22 protein-coding genes are annotated in these 16,970 nt (G+C 35.9%); 12 read left to right on the top strand and 10 right to left on the bottom strand.

All coding sequences use genetic code 11. From position 1 onward, the window contains the following. The coding region (locus J4051_RS17960) for an RDD family protein (protein ID WP_208235265.1) at nucleotides 1–528 on the bottom strand (528 nt) is incomplete at its 3' end. Nucleotides 529–552: 24 nt separating this feature from the next. On the opposite strand from J4051_RS17960, the gene J4051_RS17955 reads away from it, so the two are divergent. Genes J4051_RS17955 through J4051_RS17940 form a run of 4 tightly spaced genes read left to right on the top strand, consistent with a single transcriptional unit; the run spans nucleotide 553 to nucleotide 4,527 of the window. Next, a complete protein-coding gene (locus J4051_RS17955; protein WP_208235264.1) occupies nucleotides 553–1,536 on the top strand; it encodes a stage II sporulation protein M in 984 nt (327 codons plus the stop codon). Then, nucleotides 1,537–2,265 carry a hypothetical protein gene (locus J4051_RS17950; protein ID WP_208235263.1) on the top strand — a complete coding sequence of 243 codons (729 nt, stop codon included), beginning with the start codon at nucleotides 1,537–1,539 and terminating at the stop codon, nucleotides 2,263–2,265. After that, nucleotides 2,262–3,467, top strand: coding sequence for a DUF4350 domain-containing protein (locus tag J4051_RS17945; RefSeq protein ID WP_208235262.1), 1,206 nt, complete (start codon nucleotides 2,262–2,264; stop codon nucleotides 3,465–3,467). Before J4051_RS17950 ends, J4051_RS17945 begins: the two co-directional genes overlap by 4 nt. Before the next feature lie 4 nt (nucleotides 3,468–3,471). Beyond that, nucleotides 3,472–4,527 (top strand): AAA family ATPase, encoded by a 1,056-nt coding sequence (locus tag J4051_RS17940; protein WP_208235261.1) that lies wholly within the window; start codon nucleotides 3,472–3,474, stop codon nucleotides 4,525–4,527. Between the two features lie 235 nt (nucleotides 4,528–4,762). On the opposite strand, the gene J4051_RS17935 is transcribed toward J4051_RS17940, so the two are convergent. After that, nucleotides 4,763–5,233 (bottom strand): DUF4442 domain-containing protein, encoded by a 471-nt coding sequence (locus tag J4051_RS17935; protein WP_208235260.1) that lies wholly within the window; start codon nucleotides 5,231–5,233, stop codon nucleotides 4,763–4,765. Between the two features lie 144 nt (nucleotides 5,234–5,377). Here J4051_RS17935 and J4051_RS17930 point away from each other — a divergent pair, with 144 nt between their 5' ends. The 5 genes from J4051_RS17930 to J4051_RS17910 all read left to right on the top strand — a co-directional run bounded on the left by J4051_RS17930 (nucleotide 5,378) and on the right by J4051_RS17910 (nucleotide 9,922). Continuing rightward, a complete protein-coding gene (locus J4051_RS17930; protein WP_208235259.1) occupies nucleotides 5,378–5,824 on the top strand; it encodes a DUF4870 domain-containing protein in 447 nt (148 codons plus the stop codon). Nucleotides 5,825–5,998: 174 nt separating this feature from the next. Next, the gene (locus J4051_RS17925) at nucleotides 5,999–6,343 is read left to right on the top strand and encodes a PadR family transcriptional regulator (protein WP_208235258.1); all 345 of its coding nucleotides are present in this window, start codon (nucleotides 5,999–6,001) and stop codon (nucleotides 6,341–6,343) included. Next, entirely contained in the window at nucleotides 6,336–8,162 is a 1,827-nt protein-coding gene (locus J4051_RS17920) for a PspC domain-containing protein (RefSeq protein WP_208235257.1), read from the top strand. Before J4051_RS17925 ends, J4051_RS17920 begins: the two co-directional genes overlap by 8 nt. 95 nt (nucleotides 8,163–8,257) lie before the next feature. Beyond that, on the top strand, nucleotides 8,258–8,968 hold the full coding sequence (locus tag J4051_RS17915) for a head GIN domain-containing protein (protein ID WP_208235256.1): 711 nt from the start codon (nucleotides 8,258–8,260) through the stop codon (nucleotides 8,966–8,968). A 117-nt stretch (nucleotides 8,969–9,085) separates the two neighbouring features. Continuing rightward, entirely contained in the window at nucleotides 9,086–9,922 is an 837-nt protein-coding gene (locus tag J4051_RS17910; protein WP_208235255.1) for a GIN domain-containing protein, read from the top strand. Nucleotides 9,923–10,219: 297 nt separating this feature from the next. Here the strand turns inward: J4051_RS17910 and J4051_RS17905 are convergent, their stop codons facing one another. Beyond that, a complete protein-coding gene (locus J4051_RS17905; RefSeq protein WP_208235254.1) occupies nucleotides 10,220–10,735 on the bottom strand; it encodes a flavodoxin family protein in 516 nt (171 codons plus the stop codon). 72 nt (nucleotides 10,736–10,807) lie between these two features. On the opposite strand from J4051_RS17905, the gene J4051_RS17900 reads away from it, so the two are divergent. Continuing rightward, a complete protein-coding gene (locus J4051_RS17900) occupies nucleotides 10,808–10,975 on the top strand; it encodes a hypothetical protein (protein WP_208235253.1) in 168 nt (55 codons plus the stop codon). 70 nt (nucleotides 10,976–11,045) lie between these two features. Here J4051_RS17900 and trxB read toward each other — a convergent pair whose 3' ends face one another. Beyond that, nucleotides 11,046–12,026 carry a thioredoxin-disulfide reductase gene (trxB, locus tag J4051_RS17895; protein WP_208235252.1) on the bottom strand — a complete coding sequence of 327 codons (981 nt, stop codon included), beginning with the start codon at nucleotides 12,024–12,026 and terminating at the stop codon, nucleotides 11,046–11,048. 235 nt (nucleotides 12,027–12,261) lie between these two features. Between trxB and J4051_RS17890 the strand changes: the two genes are divergently transcribed. After that, nucleotides 12,262–12,657: an arsenate reductase family protein gene (locus J4051_RS17890; RefSeq protein WP_208235251.1), complete on the top strand. Its 396-nt coding sequence runs from the start codon at nucleotides 12,262–12,264 to the stop codon at nucleotides 12,655–12,657. 351 nt (nucleotides 12,658–13,008) lie between these two features. Here the strand turns inward: J4051_RS17890 and J4051_RS17885 are convergent, their stop codons facing one another. The 4 genes from J4051_RS17885 to J4051_RS17870 all read right to left on the bottom strand — a co-directional run bounded on the left by J4051_RS17885 (nucleotide 13,009) and on the right by J4051_RS17870 (nucleotide 14,781). Then, a complete protein-coding gene (locus tag J4051_RS17885) occupies nucleotides 13,009–13,176 on the bottom strand; it encodes a hypothetical protein (protein ID WP_208235250.1) in 168 nt (55 codons plus the stop codon). A 43-nt stretch (nucleotides 13,177–13,219) separates the two neighbouring features. Continuing rightward, nucleotides 13,220–13,381 carry a DUF1328 family protein gene (locus J4051_RS17880; protein WP_163514434.1) on the bottom strand — a complete coding sequence of 54 codons (162 nt, stop codon included), beginning with the start codon at nucleotides 13,379–13,381 and terminating at the stop codon, nucleotides 13,220–13,222. 117 nt (nucleotides 13,382–13,498) lie between these two features. Beyond that, on the bottom strand, nucleotides 13,499–14,152 hold the full coding sequence (locus J4051_RS17875; RefSeq protein ID WP_208235249.1) for an SOS response-associated peptidase family protein: 654 nt from the start codon (nucleotides 14,150–14,152) through the stop codon (nucleotides 13,499–13,501). A gap of 179 nt (nucleotides 14,153–14,331) precedes the next feature. After that, on the bottom strand, nucleotides 14,332–14,781 hold the full coding sequence (locus J4051_RS17870; RefSeq protein WP_208235248.1) for a ferritin-like domain-containing protein: 450 nt from the start codon (nucleotides 14,779–14,781) through the stop codon (nucleotides 14,332–14,334). 579 nt (nucleotides 14,782–15,360) lie between these two features. On the opposite strand from J4051_RS17870, the gene J4051_RS17865 reads away from it, so the two are divergent. After that, nucleotides 15,361–16,401 (top strand): helix-turn-helix transcriptional regulator, encoded by a 1,041-nt coding sequence (locus J4051_RS17865; protein WP_208235247.1) that lies wholly within the window; start codon nucleotides 15,361–15,363, stop codon nucleotides 16,399–16,401. An 11-nt stretch (nucleotides 16,402–16,412) separates the two neighbouring features. On the opposite strand, the gene J4051_RS17860 is transcribed toward J4051_RS17865, so the two are convergent. Beyond that, entirely contained in the window at nucleotides 16,413–16,616 is a 204-nt protein-coding gene (locus J4051_RS17860) for a hypothetical protein (protein ID WP_208235246.1), read from the bottom strand. Between the two features lie 3 nt (nucleotides 16,617–16,619). Further along, complete coding sequence (locus J4051_RS17855; protein WP_208235245.1) at nucleotides 16,620–16,970, bottom strand: phage holin family protein; 351 nt, start codon at nucleotides 16,968–16,970, stop codon at nucleotides 16,620–16,622.

Below are 16,970 nucleotides of genomic sequence, written 5' to 3'. Positions count from 1 at the left end.
AAGCTTGATCACTGTTGGATAAGTGGGCTTATAATCGTCCGTTAAGTGCTCTAAAATCGTGTGACTGATATTTACTTTGTCTTTTAGTAAAATAACTGAAGTCCCTGCAGCCATATCGCCCAAACGCTGTGATCGTTTACTGAATAGAATGACAAAGAATCCCAAACCAAAAATATAAATATCCACAATTCTGAAAAACCAGCGCACGACATAATCAGCGAGAGAAGCTTGATAGCCATCAATCTTTACCACTTTTATTTTCATGACCTTCTTTCCAAGCGTCTGACCTTCCAGAAGCGCTTCCAAGACCAAAGTATAAAAAACAACGGGCAGACCAAGTAAGGTATTAATGCCAATCTGCGACCATTGATCCATGTCCTGAAATGCACCAAGACTCATGTTTAAAATGGTGATATAACCAATCTTTATGAGCATGTCAATGATAAACGCCATCAAACGTTCGCCCACCCCTGAAGCTGTAAAATTTATTTTTACATTTTGGGTAGTGTTAATTTGTAACTCTGACATTTTATATATTATTTTAACGACTATATGAGAGAAGTTGCGTTTATCAAGCAAAATAAGGAAAAATGGCTGAGTTTTGAAACCGCTATTTTTAATAATGATTTTAAAAATCCCGATGAACTCGCGTCACAATATATACAATTGATCAACGATTTGTCCTACGCGCAAACTTATTACCCCAAAAGTAAAGTAATTACGTACTTAAATCAATTAGCGGCCAAAGCTTTTCAGAAAATATATAAGACCAAACGCGAAGATAGTAATAGAATCGTCGCTTTTTGGAAAACTGAGGTGCCGTTGATCATGCATGAATATCGAAAATTTGTGTATATCGCTTTCATTATTTTCACCATTTTTACGGCTATTGGCGCATTTTCAGCGGCTAATGATGGGGAGTTTGTACGCTCCATTTTGGGCGATGAATACGTCAACATGACCTTAGAAAATATTGAAGCAGGCAATCCCGTAGCGGTTTATAAAAGCGGCAGCAACTGGGGAAGTTTTATAGGCATTACCGTCAATAATCTACGCGTTGGCATCATTGCTTTCGTATTGGGTGTTTTTGGTGGACTTGGTACTATTTACATCTTATTTAAGAATTGCATTATGTTAGGTTCTTTTCAATATTTTTTTTACGAAAAGGGCGTGTTTTGGGAAAGCGTCAGAGGGATATGGATCCATGGTTCCATGGAGATTTTCGCCATCGTCATTGAAGCAGCCGCAGGCTTGATCTTAGGGGCGAGCATTTTATTTCCAGGCACACATTCAAGGTTTACATCTTTTAAAGAAGGGGCCAAAACGGGAGTGAAAATAGTCATCAGCACCTTCCCTTTTACCTTCTTTGCTGGATTTTTAGAAGGGTTTATCACAAGATATTCCCAAGAAATGCCCAAATTAATCTCCGTTGGTATTATCTTGGTCACTTTAGGATGTATTAGTTACTATTATTTAATATATCCGTTTGTTGTCAAGAAAAAACTCGATGCGCAATTGATTCCCATAATCGCTTAAATGAAACTTCACCTGACGCTTATTTTTACGGTCTGCATGATTCTGCTCCATGGAAGCAATTCTCTTTGGGCCAAAACATCTGCGCAACAACCTCAAAATGAGCGTCAATTCAATGAAGGTTTCAAGGATAATTATTCTGGTCGAAACTATAATTATGAAGGAAAAGCTACAGTGCGCTCCACCTCAACCAAACATGGAGATGCTTCCAAATATTCCCAAGACAGACCGTACGTAAATGAAGACAATGATGCGAATAACTTTTCTCTTGACTTCAACGCATTCAATTGGTTGTTTATTCTCATTCTGATCATTGCCGTGGGGTATCTGGCCTACACACTCCTAAACGATGGCAGTAGCAAACTATTTTCTTCAAGACATAACGAAAAACTACTTTCACACGGTGAAATAACCGCAGAAAACATAGTGCATACTGATATCAAAACACTCATCACCAATGCCGAAAAAACAAATGATTACAGATTGGCAATCAGATATTACTATTTATTGGTATTAAAGCAACTGACTCTCAAAAACTTCATTAAATATGAAGATGACAAAACCAATGCAGATTATATGAATGCCATCGCATCCAGAAAATTTAGCAAAGATTTTGCTTATACCTCCTACATTTACGACTACACCTGGTACGGCGAGTTTGCATTAAATAAGGAGCAGTACCAATTGGCCAAAAACAGTTTTGTTCAACTTATTAAAGAAGTCAATTCATGAACAGAACCTTAGTCATCATCCTCGTTATTGCCGCAACTGTTATTACCATTGCCATCAGTTTGGACTATAGCAGCAACCGCACCGTAGATTGGACTGAAAGCTATAACGAAAAGAGCAATAAACCCTATGGCGTTAGTGTGTTCTATAAAGAACTACCGAAACTATTTGGTAATCAAAAGCTAAAAACGATTTACTACTCACCTTATAATTATTTTTATGCGAATTCAGAGGATGGCTATGGCGATCACGTAGCAGAAGGGAATTATATATTGGTTGGCAATTCCGATTATTTGGACGTTGCAGATGTGGAAGAACTCTTGATCTTTGCAGGTGGTGGCAATACACTTTTCATGTCAGACTACCACTTTCCACAATCGTTGTTGGACACTTTGAATTTGGCTGTAAATGTTATTAAAAACCAAGACAGTATTGTAGCGCTAAACTTCATGCATCCTGATTTAAAGTCCAAAAATACTGAAATTGATAAAAGCGATAGTGCTTCCTACTTTTCAAGGTTTGAAGCTGAAAACCATAAAAATTTGGGCTATGTTAACAATGATCTTAATTTGACCAATTTCTTGGAAATTCCTTTTGAAGAAGGTACAATTTATTTACATTTGGAACCAAAAGTCTTTACTAATTACAATATTTTAAAAGACGATCGTTACCGCTATGTAGAAGGCGCGCTCTCTTATCTACCAAATGAGAGTATTTACTTTGACTCTTACACCAAGTTTTTTGATTCCTATTACGGTGATGCTGAAGAAAAATCGAATTTAAGTTGGTTTTTGCAACAGACCTCCTTTAAATGGGCGTGGTATTTGACACTGCTATTGACCTTATTATTTATGATTTTCAATGCCAAAAGAAGACAGCGTATCATACCGATTATAAAACCCTTGGAAAACACCACCGTGGGATTTGTGAAAACAATCTCCAATCTTTATTTTGAAACCCAAGACCATAAAAATCTAATCGATAAGAAAATCACCTATTTTTTAGAAAAAATTAGATCAGATTATAATTTAGACACCACCAATTTAAACGAAGAGTTTATCACCAAACTCTCTCAAAAATCTGGCAAGAACAAAGAAACCGTTAAAAAAACCATTAATTTCATCAATTGGTTACGGACTAAAAATGAGTTTTTTGAAGATAATCTCTTAAAACTTAATAAACACATTGAAGAATTTTATTCATAAAACTATGGAAGAACTAAATCCTATTGAAGGACAAACATCGATAGAGCACACTCCTACTCCGGAAGTTATTCAGGAAGAAACCACCCAAGACTTGAAATTCACCAACCGTCTGGATCTTTCAGAATTGCAAACGAATGTGCAAAAAATGAAAGCCGAAATAGGCAAGGTCATCGTGGGTCAAACCGACATGGTCGATATGCTTTTGGCTTCCTTGCTTGCCAAAGGCCATTCGTTGATTGAAGGTGTCCCAGGTGTGGCAAAAACCATTACTGCAAAGCTGATGGCTAAATCATTGAGCGTTGGATTTAGCAGGATCCAATTCACACCAGATTTGATGCCGAGTGATATTTTGGGAACTTCAGTATTCAACCTAAAATCGACGGAATTTGAATTTAAAAAAGGCCCTATTTTTAACAATATGATCTTAATTGACGAAATCAACAGAGCTCCAGCGAAAACGCAGGCAGCGCTATTTGAGGTTATGGAAGAGCAGCAAATCACCATTGATGGAAATTATTATAAATTAGAATCGCCCTTTATGGTTTTAGCTACTCAAAATCCGATAGAACAAGAAGGCACCTACCGATTGCCAGAGGCCCAATTAGACCGTTTCTTATTTAAGATCGATGTGGGCTACCCAAATCTGGAAGAGGAAATTGAGATTTTAATGCGGGAACACAACTTACAAGATGGTGTTAAGACTGATGCGGTCACCCCATTTTTAACCGCTGAACAAATTATCAAATATCAAGCGCTGGTGACTCAAGTATTAGTGGAAGAGCATTTGTTAAAATATATTGCCGATTTAATTGTCGCCACGAGAAATAACCAATTCCTGTATCTGGGTGCTTCACCGAGAGCTTCCATCGCGATCTTAAAGGCCAGTAAGGCCTTCGCAGCCATGACGGGTCGCGACTTTGTAACACCTGAAGATATTAAACGCGCCGCAATTCCAGTGTTGCACCATAGGGTTATTGTTGCGCCAGAACGAGAAATGGAAGGAATTACGAGTTCGGACGTGATCAAACAGATTATTGAGAATGTGGAGATTCCGAGGTAGTTTTTAGTTGGCAGGTTTCAGGTTTCAGGTCTGTAAAAAAACTAATTTTATCAAATTGACAATAAACTGATTTTATAAAAACTTATCATTTACTATCCAACTATAAAGTGTGGAGAATTCTTTATGGATAAAAATTTCACGATAAAATCTTAAAAAAAACTCTATAATTTAGCCTCTAATCCACTACCTTCTTAATTTCTACCCACTAACCACTTCGTGCTTCGTGCTTCGTGCTTCATTCTCCCCGCTTCTCCCCTCTCATCTTCAACGTCCATTCGAAGTTAAAATTCGAAACCTCAAGTCCTTCTTCATTCGTGCCAACAGAATTCATCCAAATAGTTTGGCCCTCACCCGTTTCTATGGCTTTTTTTATGGCTTCGTCAACTTTCAGTCCATCTGTACATCTAAAATTAATACGTCCCGTCGCTTTCTTTGTAAATGCCGCATTATTAGTCGCCACCAACATTGAAATCGGTTTGCCGCTATCTTTAATTTTTGACATCACCAATGCTCCGGTAGTCAACTCCGCCGCCATTCCTTGCACCGCCCAAAACATGGAATTGAACGGGTTTTGATTGATCCATCGATGCTTGACACGAACTTTGCATTGCTCATGATCAATATAGGTGGCCCTTACACCGCAAAAAAATGCGGCAGGAAGTTTAAAACTTAAGAAAGCATTGAGTTTTCTGGGAGATATGTTCATTTTCAAATTTTGATTTGTGCTAATTTATCGATTTTATTTCAAACTGCAATTTGTTAAACTTTTGTTAAAATATAGTACTTGGCTTTGCATAATACCTTCTTTAAGATATATATTTGCATAAGCCACTATTATATACAAATAAAAATGATAGACAATCACCAAAAAAATATCGCCACATTCATCCACTTATCAACTTTCTCTAGATTCTTCATTCCTTTTGGGAATTTTATTGGTCCGGTCATCCTATGGATTACCAATAAAGAGAAGTCTGAGTTTATTGATGCACATGGCAAACAAGCCATCAATTTTCAAATTAGCATTTTATTATATGCCATAATTTTAGGAGCCTTGACAATTCCGTTTTTCATTTTTGGTCTTTTGGGCCACATGGACTTTTGGAATTTTGGTAACTTTGATAATTTCCATATCGGGTTTCACAAAGCCTCTCCCCTACTTTTTATAGCTGGTGGCATTGGATTTTTGGCCATTATCGGTTTTATTTTGGAACTAATATTTATTGTCATTGCCAGTTTAAAAGCCAGAGATGGCGAACTTTATAAATATCCTTTAACAATTAATTTTTTAAAATAACATTTCATCATCCACATCAAGTATGCGGTCATCAATCAAAAAACGAACAGTTTTACTTAATTAAATCAAATGAGGGCATCACATCAACATTGCCAAAACATCATCAATCGAACGCAAAAAGTTTTCATACTTCCAAATTAGGAGCATAAGACTTTAAAAACACAGAAAAGATATATGAAAATTGAAAATACAAAAGCACAAATGCGTAAAGGTGTCTTAGAATACTGCATCCTCTCCGTCTTAAAAGATGAAGATGCCTATGTTGCAGAAATTCTGGCGACACTTAAAGACGCTAAGATGCTTGTAGTGGAAGGAACAATTTATCCACTATTGACAAGGCTTAAAAATGCCGGCCTTTTAGATTATAGATGGGAAGAATCAACCTCGGGACCACCTCGTAAATATTATAATCTAACAGAAAAGGGCAAATTATTTTTAAAGGAATTAACGACCACTTGGAACGAACTAAAAAACGCAGTCAACTTAGTAACCACCACAAAACAATCAACAAATGAATAAGACAGTCAACATCAATTTAGCGGGTATATTTTTTCACATCGATGAAGATGCATACCTAAAGCTGCAACGTTATCTTGAGGCCATCAAACGTTCATTTACGGACTCTCAAGGTCGATCTGAAATCATCGCTGATATTGAAGCACGCATCGCCGAACTTTTCAACGAACGGGTGAAAAATGACAAACAAGTCGTCAGAATAAAAGAAGTGGATGAAGTGATTTCTATTATGGGACAACCCGAAGATTATTTGGTAGACGATGAAATCTTTGAAGATGAGCCCAACAGCGAGTTCCAACAAAAAAGCAAAAGCACCTTGTCTAAAAAACTATTTAGAGACAAGGACGACTCTTATATTGGTGGTGTTGCCTCAGGAATTGGCCATTATTTAGGTATTGACGCTATTTGGGTACGCCTTATTTGGATCTTATTGGCTTTTGGGTCTGGAGGCACCTTTATTTTCATCTATGTCCTGTTCTGGATTTTGGTTCCTGAAGCTTTGACCACTGCTGAAAAGTTGACCATGACAGGAGAACCAGTCAACATCAGCAACATCGAAAAAAAAATCAAGGATGGATTTGAAAATGTATCGCAAAACGTTTCGGATGCCGTAAAAAACATGGATTTGCCAAAACAGAGCAATAAAATAAGAGCAAGTTCAAAAACATTTTTTGATTCACTTGGCGAGATTATTTTGTTTCTCTTGAAAATCGTAGGGAAATTCATCGGTATTATTCTAATAATTATCGGTGCCTCTACTTTAATTGCGCTTATAGTAGGTCTGTTTTCGGTTGGCATTGCAGAAGCCATCCATGTTCCTGGAATTGATTTTCTGGAAGCTACAAATGCTGCCAATATTCCTTTATGGGCAATGTCTCTCCTACTCCTTTTTACCATAGGCATTCCTTTCTTCTTTATTTTTTACTTAGGATTGAAAATATTGATCAACAATTTAAAATCCATCGGACAGGTTGCCAAATTTTCATTATTAGGGCTATGGCTCATGTCCATTATCGGTTTGGTCATTGTCGGACTCAAACAAGCTAATGAATACGCTGAAGATGCCATTGTACAACAATCTGAAAACTTCAATATTACTGCTAAGGACACTCTTTATTTAAGGATGGTCCACAATAACTTATACAGTAAACAATTTGGAAAACATAGAAATCAGTGGAAGCCGGTTTATGACCAGAACGACAAAAAGCTACTTTATTTGACAGATGTTGAGTTGACTTTAAAATCTACCAGAGATTCGGTTGTATCTATCAGAATTGAGAAAAGTTCGAGAGGCAACTCGTATCAAAATGCGAAAAAGAGAGCAGAAAAAATCAACTACAATTACAATAAAACAGGCAATACACTAGAACTTGATGGCTATTTAACCACTGCTTTTGAAAACAAGTACAGAGATCAAGAGGTAGAAATTACCATATACCTGCCAGAAGGAACCGTTCTGTTTGCCGATCAGAACACTTACCCATTTCATAGAAATCACTATAGCCGATCTTCATTTAGAAACAAAAATCTCGACAACACGAGAAACATCAACAATAACAATATCATGATGGATGGGATGGAAGGCCAATATTTACAGATATTGAACAACGAGATTAAATGCTTGGATTGTCCGGACGACTTGGACCTTAATGAGGATCTCAACGATGATGCTTCCGAGTTTAGAATTGATGAAAACGGTATTAAAATTAAAAGTAACGTCAATTCCATAGAAATAAACCAAGATGGAATCGAGTCGAAAAACGAACGTGTAAAGGTTAATATTGACAGAAATGGCATACAAATCACCACGGACGACAATTAACAATCGGTCACGATAAATCAACAGTTCAGTCGGTTTAATTATCGATGGACTCAGATTTAGAAGACATTTGATAACAATAATTAAATCAAACTATCATGAGCACATTAATCAAAATCATTGTTGCTGCCATTCTAAGTCTTTTTTTAAGTTCCTGTAATTTCGGATTAGGTGTTACGGGAAATGGCAATGTCATTACAAAAGAACGCACTATCTCTGGTAATTTTGACCAGATTCAAGTAAGCCGCGGATTGGATGTTTATCTGGGCCAAGGTCAAACGGAAAACATTAAGGTTCAGGCAGATGAAAATTTGCATGACATCATCATCACTAAAATTGAAGATAATATCCTTAAAATTTATGCCGATAAGAATATCAGTCGTTCATCTTCGAAAAAGGTAATTGTCAATTTTAAAAATATTTCTAAAATTTCCTCCTCCAGTGGGAGCGATATTTATGGTACAAGCCTTATTTCAGTCGACAACTTAGAACTCAACAGCTCTAGTGGAAGTGACATGGAATTAGAAGTAAACGTGAACAGTTTACATTGTGAAGCGTCTAGCGGCAGCGACCTTAAAGTAAAAGGCGTAGCTAACACTTTGGTTGCTATAGCCTCAAGCGGCAGCGATATCAAGGCGAAAAACTTGGAGACTGCCATAACAAATGCAACAGCCTCTAGCGGTGCAGACATACAGGTGAACGTTTCACAAGAATTGAACGCAAAAGCTCAAAGTGGAGGTGATATCACCTATATGGGAAATCCGGAAACCATCAATAAATCTGATGGTGTTTATGCAAGTAAAAATTAGCAATAACAGGCGAATACAACCAATTTATTAACTTGTTTTTAGAACCATTTCAAACCTTATTAAATGTTTGGGATGGTTTTTGTTTATATTTGTTAGTATAAACACTAACACAGTAAAATGAATAAAATCATTTTTGCATTTTTATTGGCGATAATTTCCAGCACTTCGATCTCAGCTCAAGATGATGAGAAAATTAAAGGTGATAGAAATGTAACTATTAAGCAAACCTATATTGATCCGTTTAATTCGATTATTGTAGGCGAAGATTTTACAGTTGAAATCATCTATAACAGTAAGGCTTCAGTTGAAATAGAAGCAGACAGTAATCTCCATGAACACATTCTTTTTGAAGTCGTTGATGGCACCTTGACATTTAAGACCGCTAAAAGGATCACCTCCAGTAAACGAATGAATATTAAAGTTAATTATACGGATGGATTGGAGACTATTGAAGTTATCGAAAATGGAGAAATCCGTTCCTTAACTTCTTTGGAACTGAAAAACACGACCTTAAAAACAACAGGATCATCACGTGCCTATCTCAATATAAAGACTAACGAATTTAATTACACGGCATCAGATAAGGCCAAAGTAAAACTGAATGTCAATGCTACAAATGCTGTAATCGTTCTTAGTGATAACGTAAGAATGGAGGCCTTGCTCAATTCCAAATCTGCCAAAATAGACCTTTATCAACGGGCCAATGCAAAGTTGGAAGGAACACTTGAGACCACTCAATTGCGTGTAGACAATTCATCTAGTTTTAATGGAAAGGAGTTTCTGACCAACACCTGTAACTTAATTGCCGATATGAGCAGCTCTGCGACCATTCGTGTCAATGACACCATAACGATTGAAGCCACGGGGAACAGTGAAGTTTATCTGTACAATGAGCCCAAAATTACGCTCACTAAATTTACGGGGAATTCAAAATTACAGATGAGAGATCGGTAATAACCTCAGTTAGATGCACTAAGTATCGAAAATGTTTTCTTAATCATTAACTCACATTCATTTTTCTACATTTTCATTCTTAGTCCTAAGAATTAAAAAGGGAAAACGCAATGCCGATTTTTTGTTTGCCCCCTCTCTAACGGGCGCAAAAAGTCTCAAATGGTTAATTAGTTTAAGAATAAGCCATCTTTTGGTCCCGATAACTAACTATCGAGGGGCAAGGCTTAATTGGATTTTAAATGAGCAATCTCATCTTTTTTTAGGATTAATACCAAATTAACAATGTAATGTCATCTTCTAATTTATTGATCTTACAAATTCCTTGATTTTGTTATGTGTATTGACAGAAATTGAAAGATCATTTTCTATCCAAACGTGCAAATGGTCTCTATATACCATTCCAAGATAGTTAGCAGTTTCTTTAAAAGGCATGATAAAGCCTTCAAACAATTCATCATCACGACCACAACTTATTACCGCCATATTTTTACCTCTAAACCGTCTTCCTATATCTTTATTTTCATCCGTTAAAAAATCTGAAATACGATCAAAAAATGTTTTTAATTGGGCACTCATGGTGTACCAATATATTGGTGTTGCAAAAACCATAATGTCATATTCCAGAATTGATTTAAGCAAATTATCAAAATCGTCTGAGGCGTTTCTGAATTCATAATCATAATAAGAAAAAACGTAATGGTTTAAGTCTATTAAATCTGCATTAGAATTAATAGAAAGAAATTCGTCCACAACTCTTCTGGTGTTTCCAAATGAACGTGAGCTTCCCATAATGATAACGGTCTTATTTTTCATAATAAACTTTCTCGGAGGAAACCCTTGACGCATTCAACGGATAAACCTGTTTAGATTCTGAAGCGAGCTTCAATGCATTTAACAAAAGATTTTGATAATAACCTCAATGACAAACCCAATGCGCCTTCAGCTTTTGAGTTTTGGGTTTCATCCCGCCCAAAAGCGGGATTAGTTCAACCAACAAAACTTAATGCGCCTTCGGCTTTTGAGTTTTGGGTTTCACTAAAAAAAAAGGCCTAAAGTTTAGTTCTCAACCAAAACTTTAGGCACTTATTTATATTTAGCATTTAGAATTCTAAATACCTATAACTTAATAGTTAGTAGCCGTATTCACTTCAAAAGACGAATCGATTGACGCCAAATAACGTTCAGCATCCAAAGCTGCCATACATCCTGTACCTGCCGCGGTAACCGCCTGTCTGTAAACATTGTCCGCTGCATCTCCAGAAACAAAAACACCATCTATATTGGTTTTGGAAGTACCCGGGATATTGATAATATAACCTGTTGGATCCAAATCCAAATAGTCCTTAAAAATATCTGTATTGGGTTTATGTCCAATAGCTACAAAAAATCCTGTGGCTGGGATCTCAATAACCTCATCTGTAATATTATTCCGCGCTCTCACACCAGTAACAACCTGTCCATCGCCTAATACCTCTTCGGTATTGGTATTGTATATAATTTCAATATTTTTAGTATTCTTCACTCTTGCCTGCATGATTTGGGAAGCTCTAAACTCATCGCGTCTTACTAGCATCGTGACTTTTTTACAAAGTTTTGATAGGTAATGTGCTTCTTCACACGCTGAATCTCCAGCGCCTACAATGACAACTTCTTGATTTCTATAGAAAAAACCATCGCAAACTGCACAAGCAGATACACCTCCACCCAATTTTAAATACTTTTGTTCTGAGGGCAGGCCTAAATACATCGCTGTGGCTCCTGTAGAAATAATGACCGTCTCACAATGGATTTCCTTGGTATCCTGAACCCATACTTTATGTATATCACCTGAAAAATCAACTTTTGTTATCCAACCATCCCTAACTTCAGTTCCAAAGCGTTCGGCTTGTTTTCGCAACTCTATCATCATTTCTGGTCCGGTAATCCCGTCTGGGTATCCTGGAAAATTTTCAACATCATTAGTTGTTGTCAATTGTCCTCCCGGTTCCTCTCCTTGATATAGTACTGGAAACATATTTGCTCTTGATGCATAAATAGCGGCTGTATATCCAGCTGGTCCTGAACCTATAATTAGGCATTTTACTTTCTCGATTGACTCTGACATAATTATAATAAATTTAGAACTTACAAAAATAGATATTTTGTAGCAAAACTGCCATTAATATCATTAAAAGTTATTATCTAACAATTGGTTTTGACAATATCATATTTCATCATTTTTTTATATATTTAAGCTTCGGCAGAAGCCGTCGACTACCTAACGTAATAACCTGTATTACAGCGGAGTGCACAAAGGGGTTTAAAACTTGGAAATACAATAACTTAAATTATAAATTTCAATGGGTGTGATTTCAACAAACAAAAATGAAATAAAATTATATTTTCATTCTGAAAATTCAATTGGGAAACAAATACAAGCGTATGTTTCAGCTTCTGAACGAAAAGTCTTAGCAATAGACATTTCGAAAACCAAAGTTACAGGCACACAATGGACAGAATTAGCAAAAGGTTTAGGACTTCCGATTTCGAGTCTTATCAATCAGGAACACCCAGATTTTATTAAGAATTACGGAGATCATCCCGATTTAGGCGATGACGATTGGTTAAAACTACTTGACAAAAAGCCAGAAGTGCTCACAACACCAATTGCAATTATCGGCGAACGTTATGTACAGCTACAATCACCCTCCGACTTCATCAAATATATAGAACCGGACAGCAAAAATGTTAAATAAACATACTCTGGACAAGTCCATGAGGCACCAAACCGGCTGACAAATTAAAACTTAGATGCCGCCCATTCCAATAGTTATCAGAAGCGATATTGGTTCAACTATCAAAACCCAACGCACTCAGCTTTTGGGGTGTGGGGTTCATCCCGCCAAGGGGCAGGATTAGTTCAACCAACATATTCCAAGTTACCTTCGGTTTTTGGAATATGGGTTCAGATCCCGCCCAAAAGCGGGATTAGTTCAACCAACATATTCCAAGTCACCTTTGGTTTTTGGAATATGGGTTTCACTAAAAAAAAGACCATTACGTGAGTAACGGCCTTTGCTATTAAAAAAATACAAAGTGTATAATTATTAATTCACAGCATCTTCAACATCGTCAGCAACATCATCAATTGCATCTCCAACATCATCCGCAGCTTTTTCAATACCGCTCTTATTTGTTTCTCTACAACTTGTAAAAGTTGTCATTACAGTTCCTAAAGAAAATAGAACCATAAAAGTCATCATTAATTTTTTCATAATTTTAAATTGGTTTTAAGTTATTAAAGATAAAAGATAGTTTTTATTTTTTTAATCCACCTCTCAAGAGAGATAAAATGAATAGAACTATAAAAATAAAAAAGAAAATTTTAGCTATTCCCGCAGAAGCTCCTGCGATGCCGCCAAATCCTAAAATACCGGCGATAATAGCAATTACTATAAAAATAATAGTCCAACGTAACATAATTTCGAGTTTTTAAGTTAATGTATTATAAAGGTAAACGATAACACTGCAAGCACTTGACGCAATTAAATTAGACTTTAACTCATAAAGCATAGGCAGAAAATCGTAGGCCATTTGTCAGGATTTAAGTATGAAATTTTTCGATTCATAAACTTCATAATCAAAATGTAATGAATTATGGTCATCGCATAACTTTTTTATCTGATCTAAAGTCGTTGAAGTATCAAACCATTGTTTTAATTCACTATCATTAAGAACAAGAGGTTTTAAATTTGAAATATTTGGAATATCTTTAAAAGACTCACTGATTTCGGTCACTACTAAGGAACATGTTATAAACCCATCACTCAGCTCATTAAACACACCTGCAATGGCGAACGGCTCATAATCTGGAAGATGGACATGACAACGTTCAACGGTACCATTCGTCAACCAAGTGGTGAAAAATCCTGTAGCAATAATGACGCACCTTCTGTTTTGAAGTAGATTGGAATAAATTCCACTACTGTTTTCGAGGGTTTCCAATTTAACATTTAAGGTATTGACCACATCTTGAAAAACGCTCCAATTATCTTCAAAATTTTCTGGTAGAAGCCCCCAAATGGCATAAGTCGCTTTATCAGGATCAGAAATTGTTACCACGGAAATTGTTGATTCCTTCAAACCATCAATCACACCTTGCGGCTTATATAGGTTTGGAAACTCAAAGCGGACGTGAAACTTTTCTTCAATTGAATTCCTATTTGCGATATTTGATATTTTATAAAACATTACATCAATTTTCAATATGTAAGTAACTCATATTAACTTATGTTTTTTGACTTGAACGCATCAATTAATGACCCAAATAATGTAGACCTAAAAACTTAAAAAAACACATCGATGTTCTTAACAAAAAAAGACACCTAAAATAAGTGTCTTTTTTTATACGATTTTTTGTTTGGTAGGTATTAACTCAGATCTTCCAATCTTTTAATATTTACCAATCCGTGCTCAATGGCATTCTTTTGTCTTTGCAATAATTCCTGTGTAGACCCTGGAAGAGCGGTCTCTTTTAAGACATCTTTATATTCATCTACTGATGCTTTCTCGCCTCGGATGGCTTCTTCCAACATGGCCTCGTCATCATCTGTGGAAAACCATGATTTCACTTCCATCCAAGTGCGGTGGGCCGCTCCTGTTACACTGCCACCTTTATCAGGTTCTTGCCCGAAGCTTTTTAATTCCGATTTTAATTCATGACCAAAATTGTAACGCTCTTTAGCCTTGTTGGAAAAATACGACTTAAGCCCAACATGTTTCGCATTCTCAGAGGCTTTTTTGAAACCCTCTTCAGCGTCGTAGTTTTTTTCTAACAAATCATTTAATCGGTTCCCTAATTTATCTGTGTAATTACTCATAATATCTGATTTAAAGTTTATTTAAAGTTACTATTCATATCCATCATCCATTAATTCATAACACAAAATAGTTGACGCTTTTAATCTGTCATTGTGCATTTAACCTTTCATTAATATAGTAGATAAAGATGAAGTAGGGATTGAGAATTAAAAAGCACTTGATGGCGATAGACGATGGAAGGTTTCATTTTTTCAACCAATATCGAATGATGATCCTCTATAATCGTGTTAAAGAGCTTGATTTTAGCGCAAAAGAAAACCTCAGCATTTTTGAAGTGTTGCTGAGGTCGTCCTTCCTAACTAACCAACCAGTGTATAGAGTATTAAACTCTATTTGAATACTCCAAAATTACGGAGATTTGACCTATCGTAAGAACTCATTTCAAATAATAGTTAACTGTATTACATGAGACGTTTGGAAACTTAAAATTAATTTAAATTTGTCCATGTAATTTCAAAGGAATAGATTTACTTGATTAACACTATTTATATTTGTCCAACACTAAAGTGCTCATATAGTTTTGCCATCGTTAAGTTATTTAGATTGAAAATCAACTTGTTTAAATATTTTGAGAAATTATGATCGAAGTAATACTCAGTGCCGAGAGTACCGAAGGTGTTGTAAAACAGATGCAAGCCTATTTTGGTGGTGAGATTACTGAGCGTTGGGGCGAACACACCTTAATGTTTGATAATCAAATCGCAAAAGGCTGTGTCAGATGTATTACATTTGATTGGGGTGTCAGTTTATTGGAGATAGACGCTCTATTTTATGATGACATTTTATTTATCAACGATAACGGAAATTCCAATCCCATTCATTTCTCATATTGCTCCCAAGGCTTTTATAAAAATCGGTTTGAAAATGAAACTGAATTCCATACTGTAGAACAATTCCATTCGTCAATTATCGTTTCAAAAACAGACCTTAAACTTCACACCTTTTTCCCAAAGGAAATTCATCTAATTCTTAATGACATACGCATCATAAGAACAGAGTTCCTGAAAAAGCGCAACAATCAACTTTCAGAACTCAATGAAAATCTTTATCGTGTTTTTGTAGATGACAAGGATGAAACTGCTTTTGCTTATTACAGTCCGATCCATTTAAGGATGGAGGATTATGTAAAAACTTTACGTGATTTAAAAACTGAAGGAATGGCCCGTGTTTTACACATTGAAGGTGAGGTGTATCACTTGTTGTCCATGCATATTGCACGACACGACAAGTATCAAAGCAATGAGGCTATACCCAATTCTCTTTTAAAGGACGAATTGAAAATTATAAGACGTCACGCCAAGAAAATATTAGATGATCCGTCATTAAGCTATAATTTAGATCAGATTTCTCGTGATTCAGGCCTTTCACAAGCCAAATTGCAAGAAGGATTTAAATTTCTTTACGCGAGAACGGTCACTGAATATATAAGACATGTGCGTTTGGAGGCCGCGAGAGATTTGATGAATACCACAGATTTGAATATTTCTCAAATAGTGTACACTATAGGTTTTACAAGCCGTAGTTATTTTTCAAAAATATTCAAGGAAAAATATGACATGACACCGCATGAATTCAAAAAGCAAGTAGTTGTTGTAAATATGGAAGATGAAGAAATGTAAACCTGCTGATGCTACCTTCTAACTAATCTTCTCAATAGAACCAAAACACCATATTTCCCCGCATATTTCAGACCAGTACTGACCCAATTAAGAGGTTTCATATCTTCTTGAAAATCATTCTTCAAGCCTTTGATTTCTTCCCAAGCGATCTGTCTTTCGAGATTTAGCTTATTCAATTCGTAATCAATTTCATCAAAAGATTTATAGGTTTTCATGGATTAAGCTTTATAGAATTTGATTTGAATCTTACTAATTATCTTCGCATCAACCAGATATCTAACCTTGTATATAATAAATGCTATTATAAAGAATAGTGCACCTACAATGAGATATCCCAATGCCGCATTTCCTAGCACATCACCTATGGCGATGGCCCCGGCAACGGCCAATAAAATCAAACCTATAAATAATACAGCGCCAATAATTAGCGCTTTCCCAGCCATACTAATGGTATAGGTTAATTGCTGAAAGATTTTTAACTTGAAATATTCGAAAGATTTATCAACATATCTCTCACCAATATCGGAAGCTTTATTGGATGTATTATTTATAGATTCAAAAATATTCAT

Source organism: Gelidibacter pelagius, from assembly GCF_017581925.1.
GTDB classification, from domain to species: Bacteria; Bacteroidota; Bacteroidia; order Flavobacteriales; family Flavobacteriaceae; genus Gelidibacter; species Gelidibacter pelagius.
The sequence above is the reverse complement of the archived record's forward strand: the minus strand, read 5'-3'. Positions and strand labels throughout refer to the sequence as shown.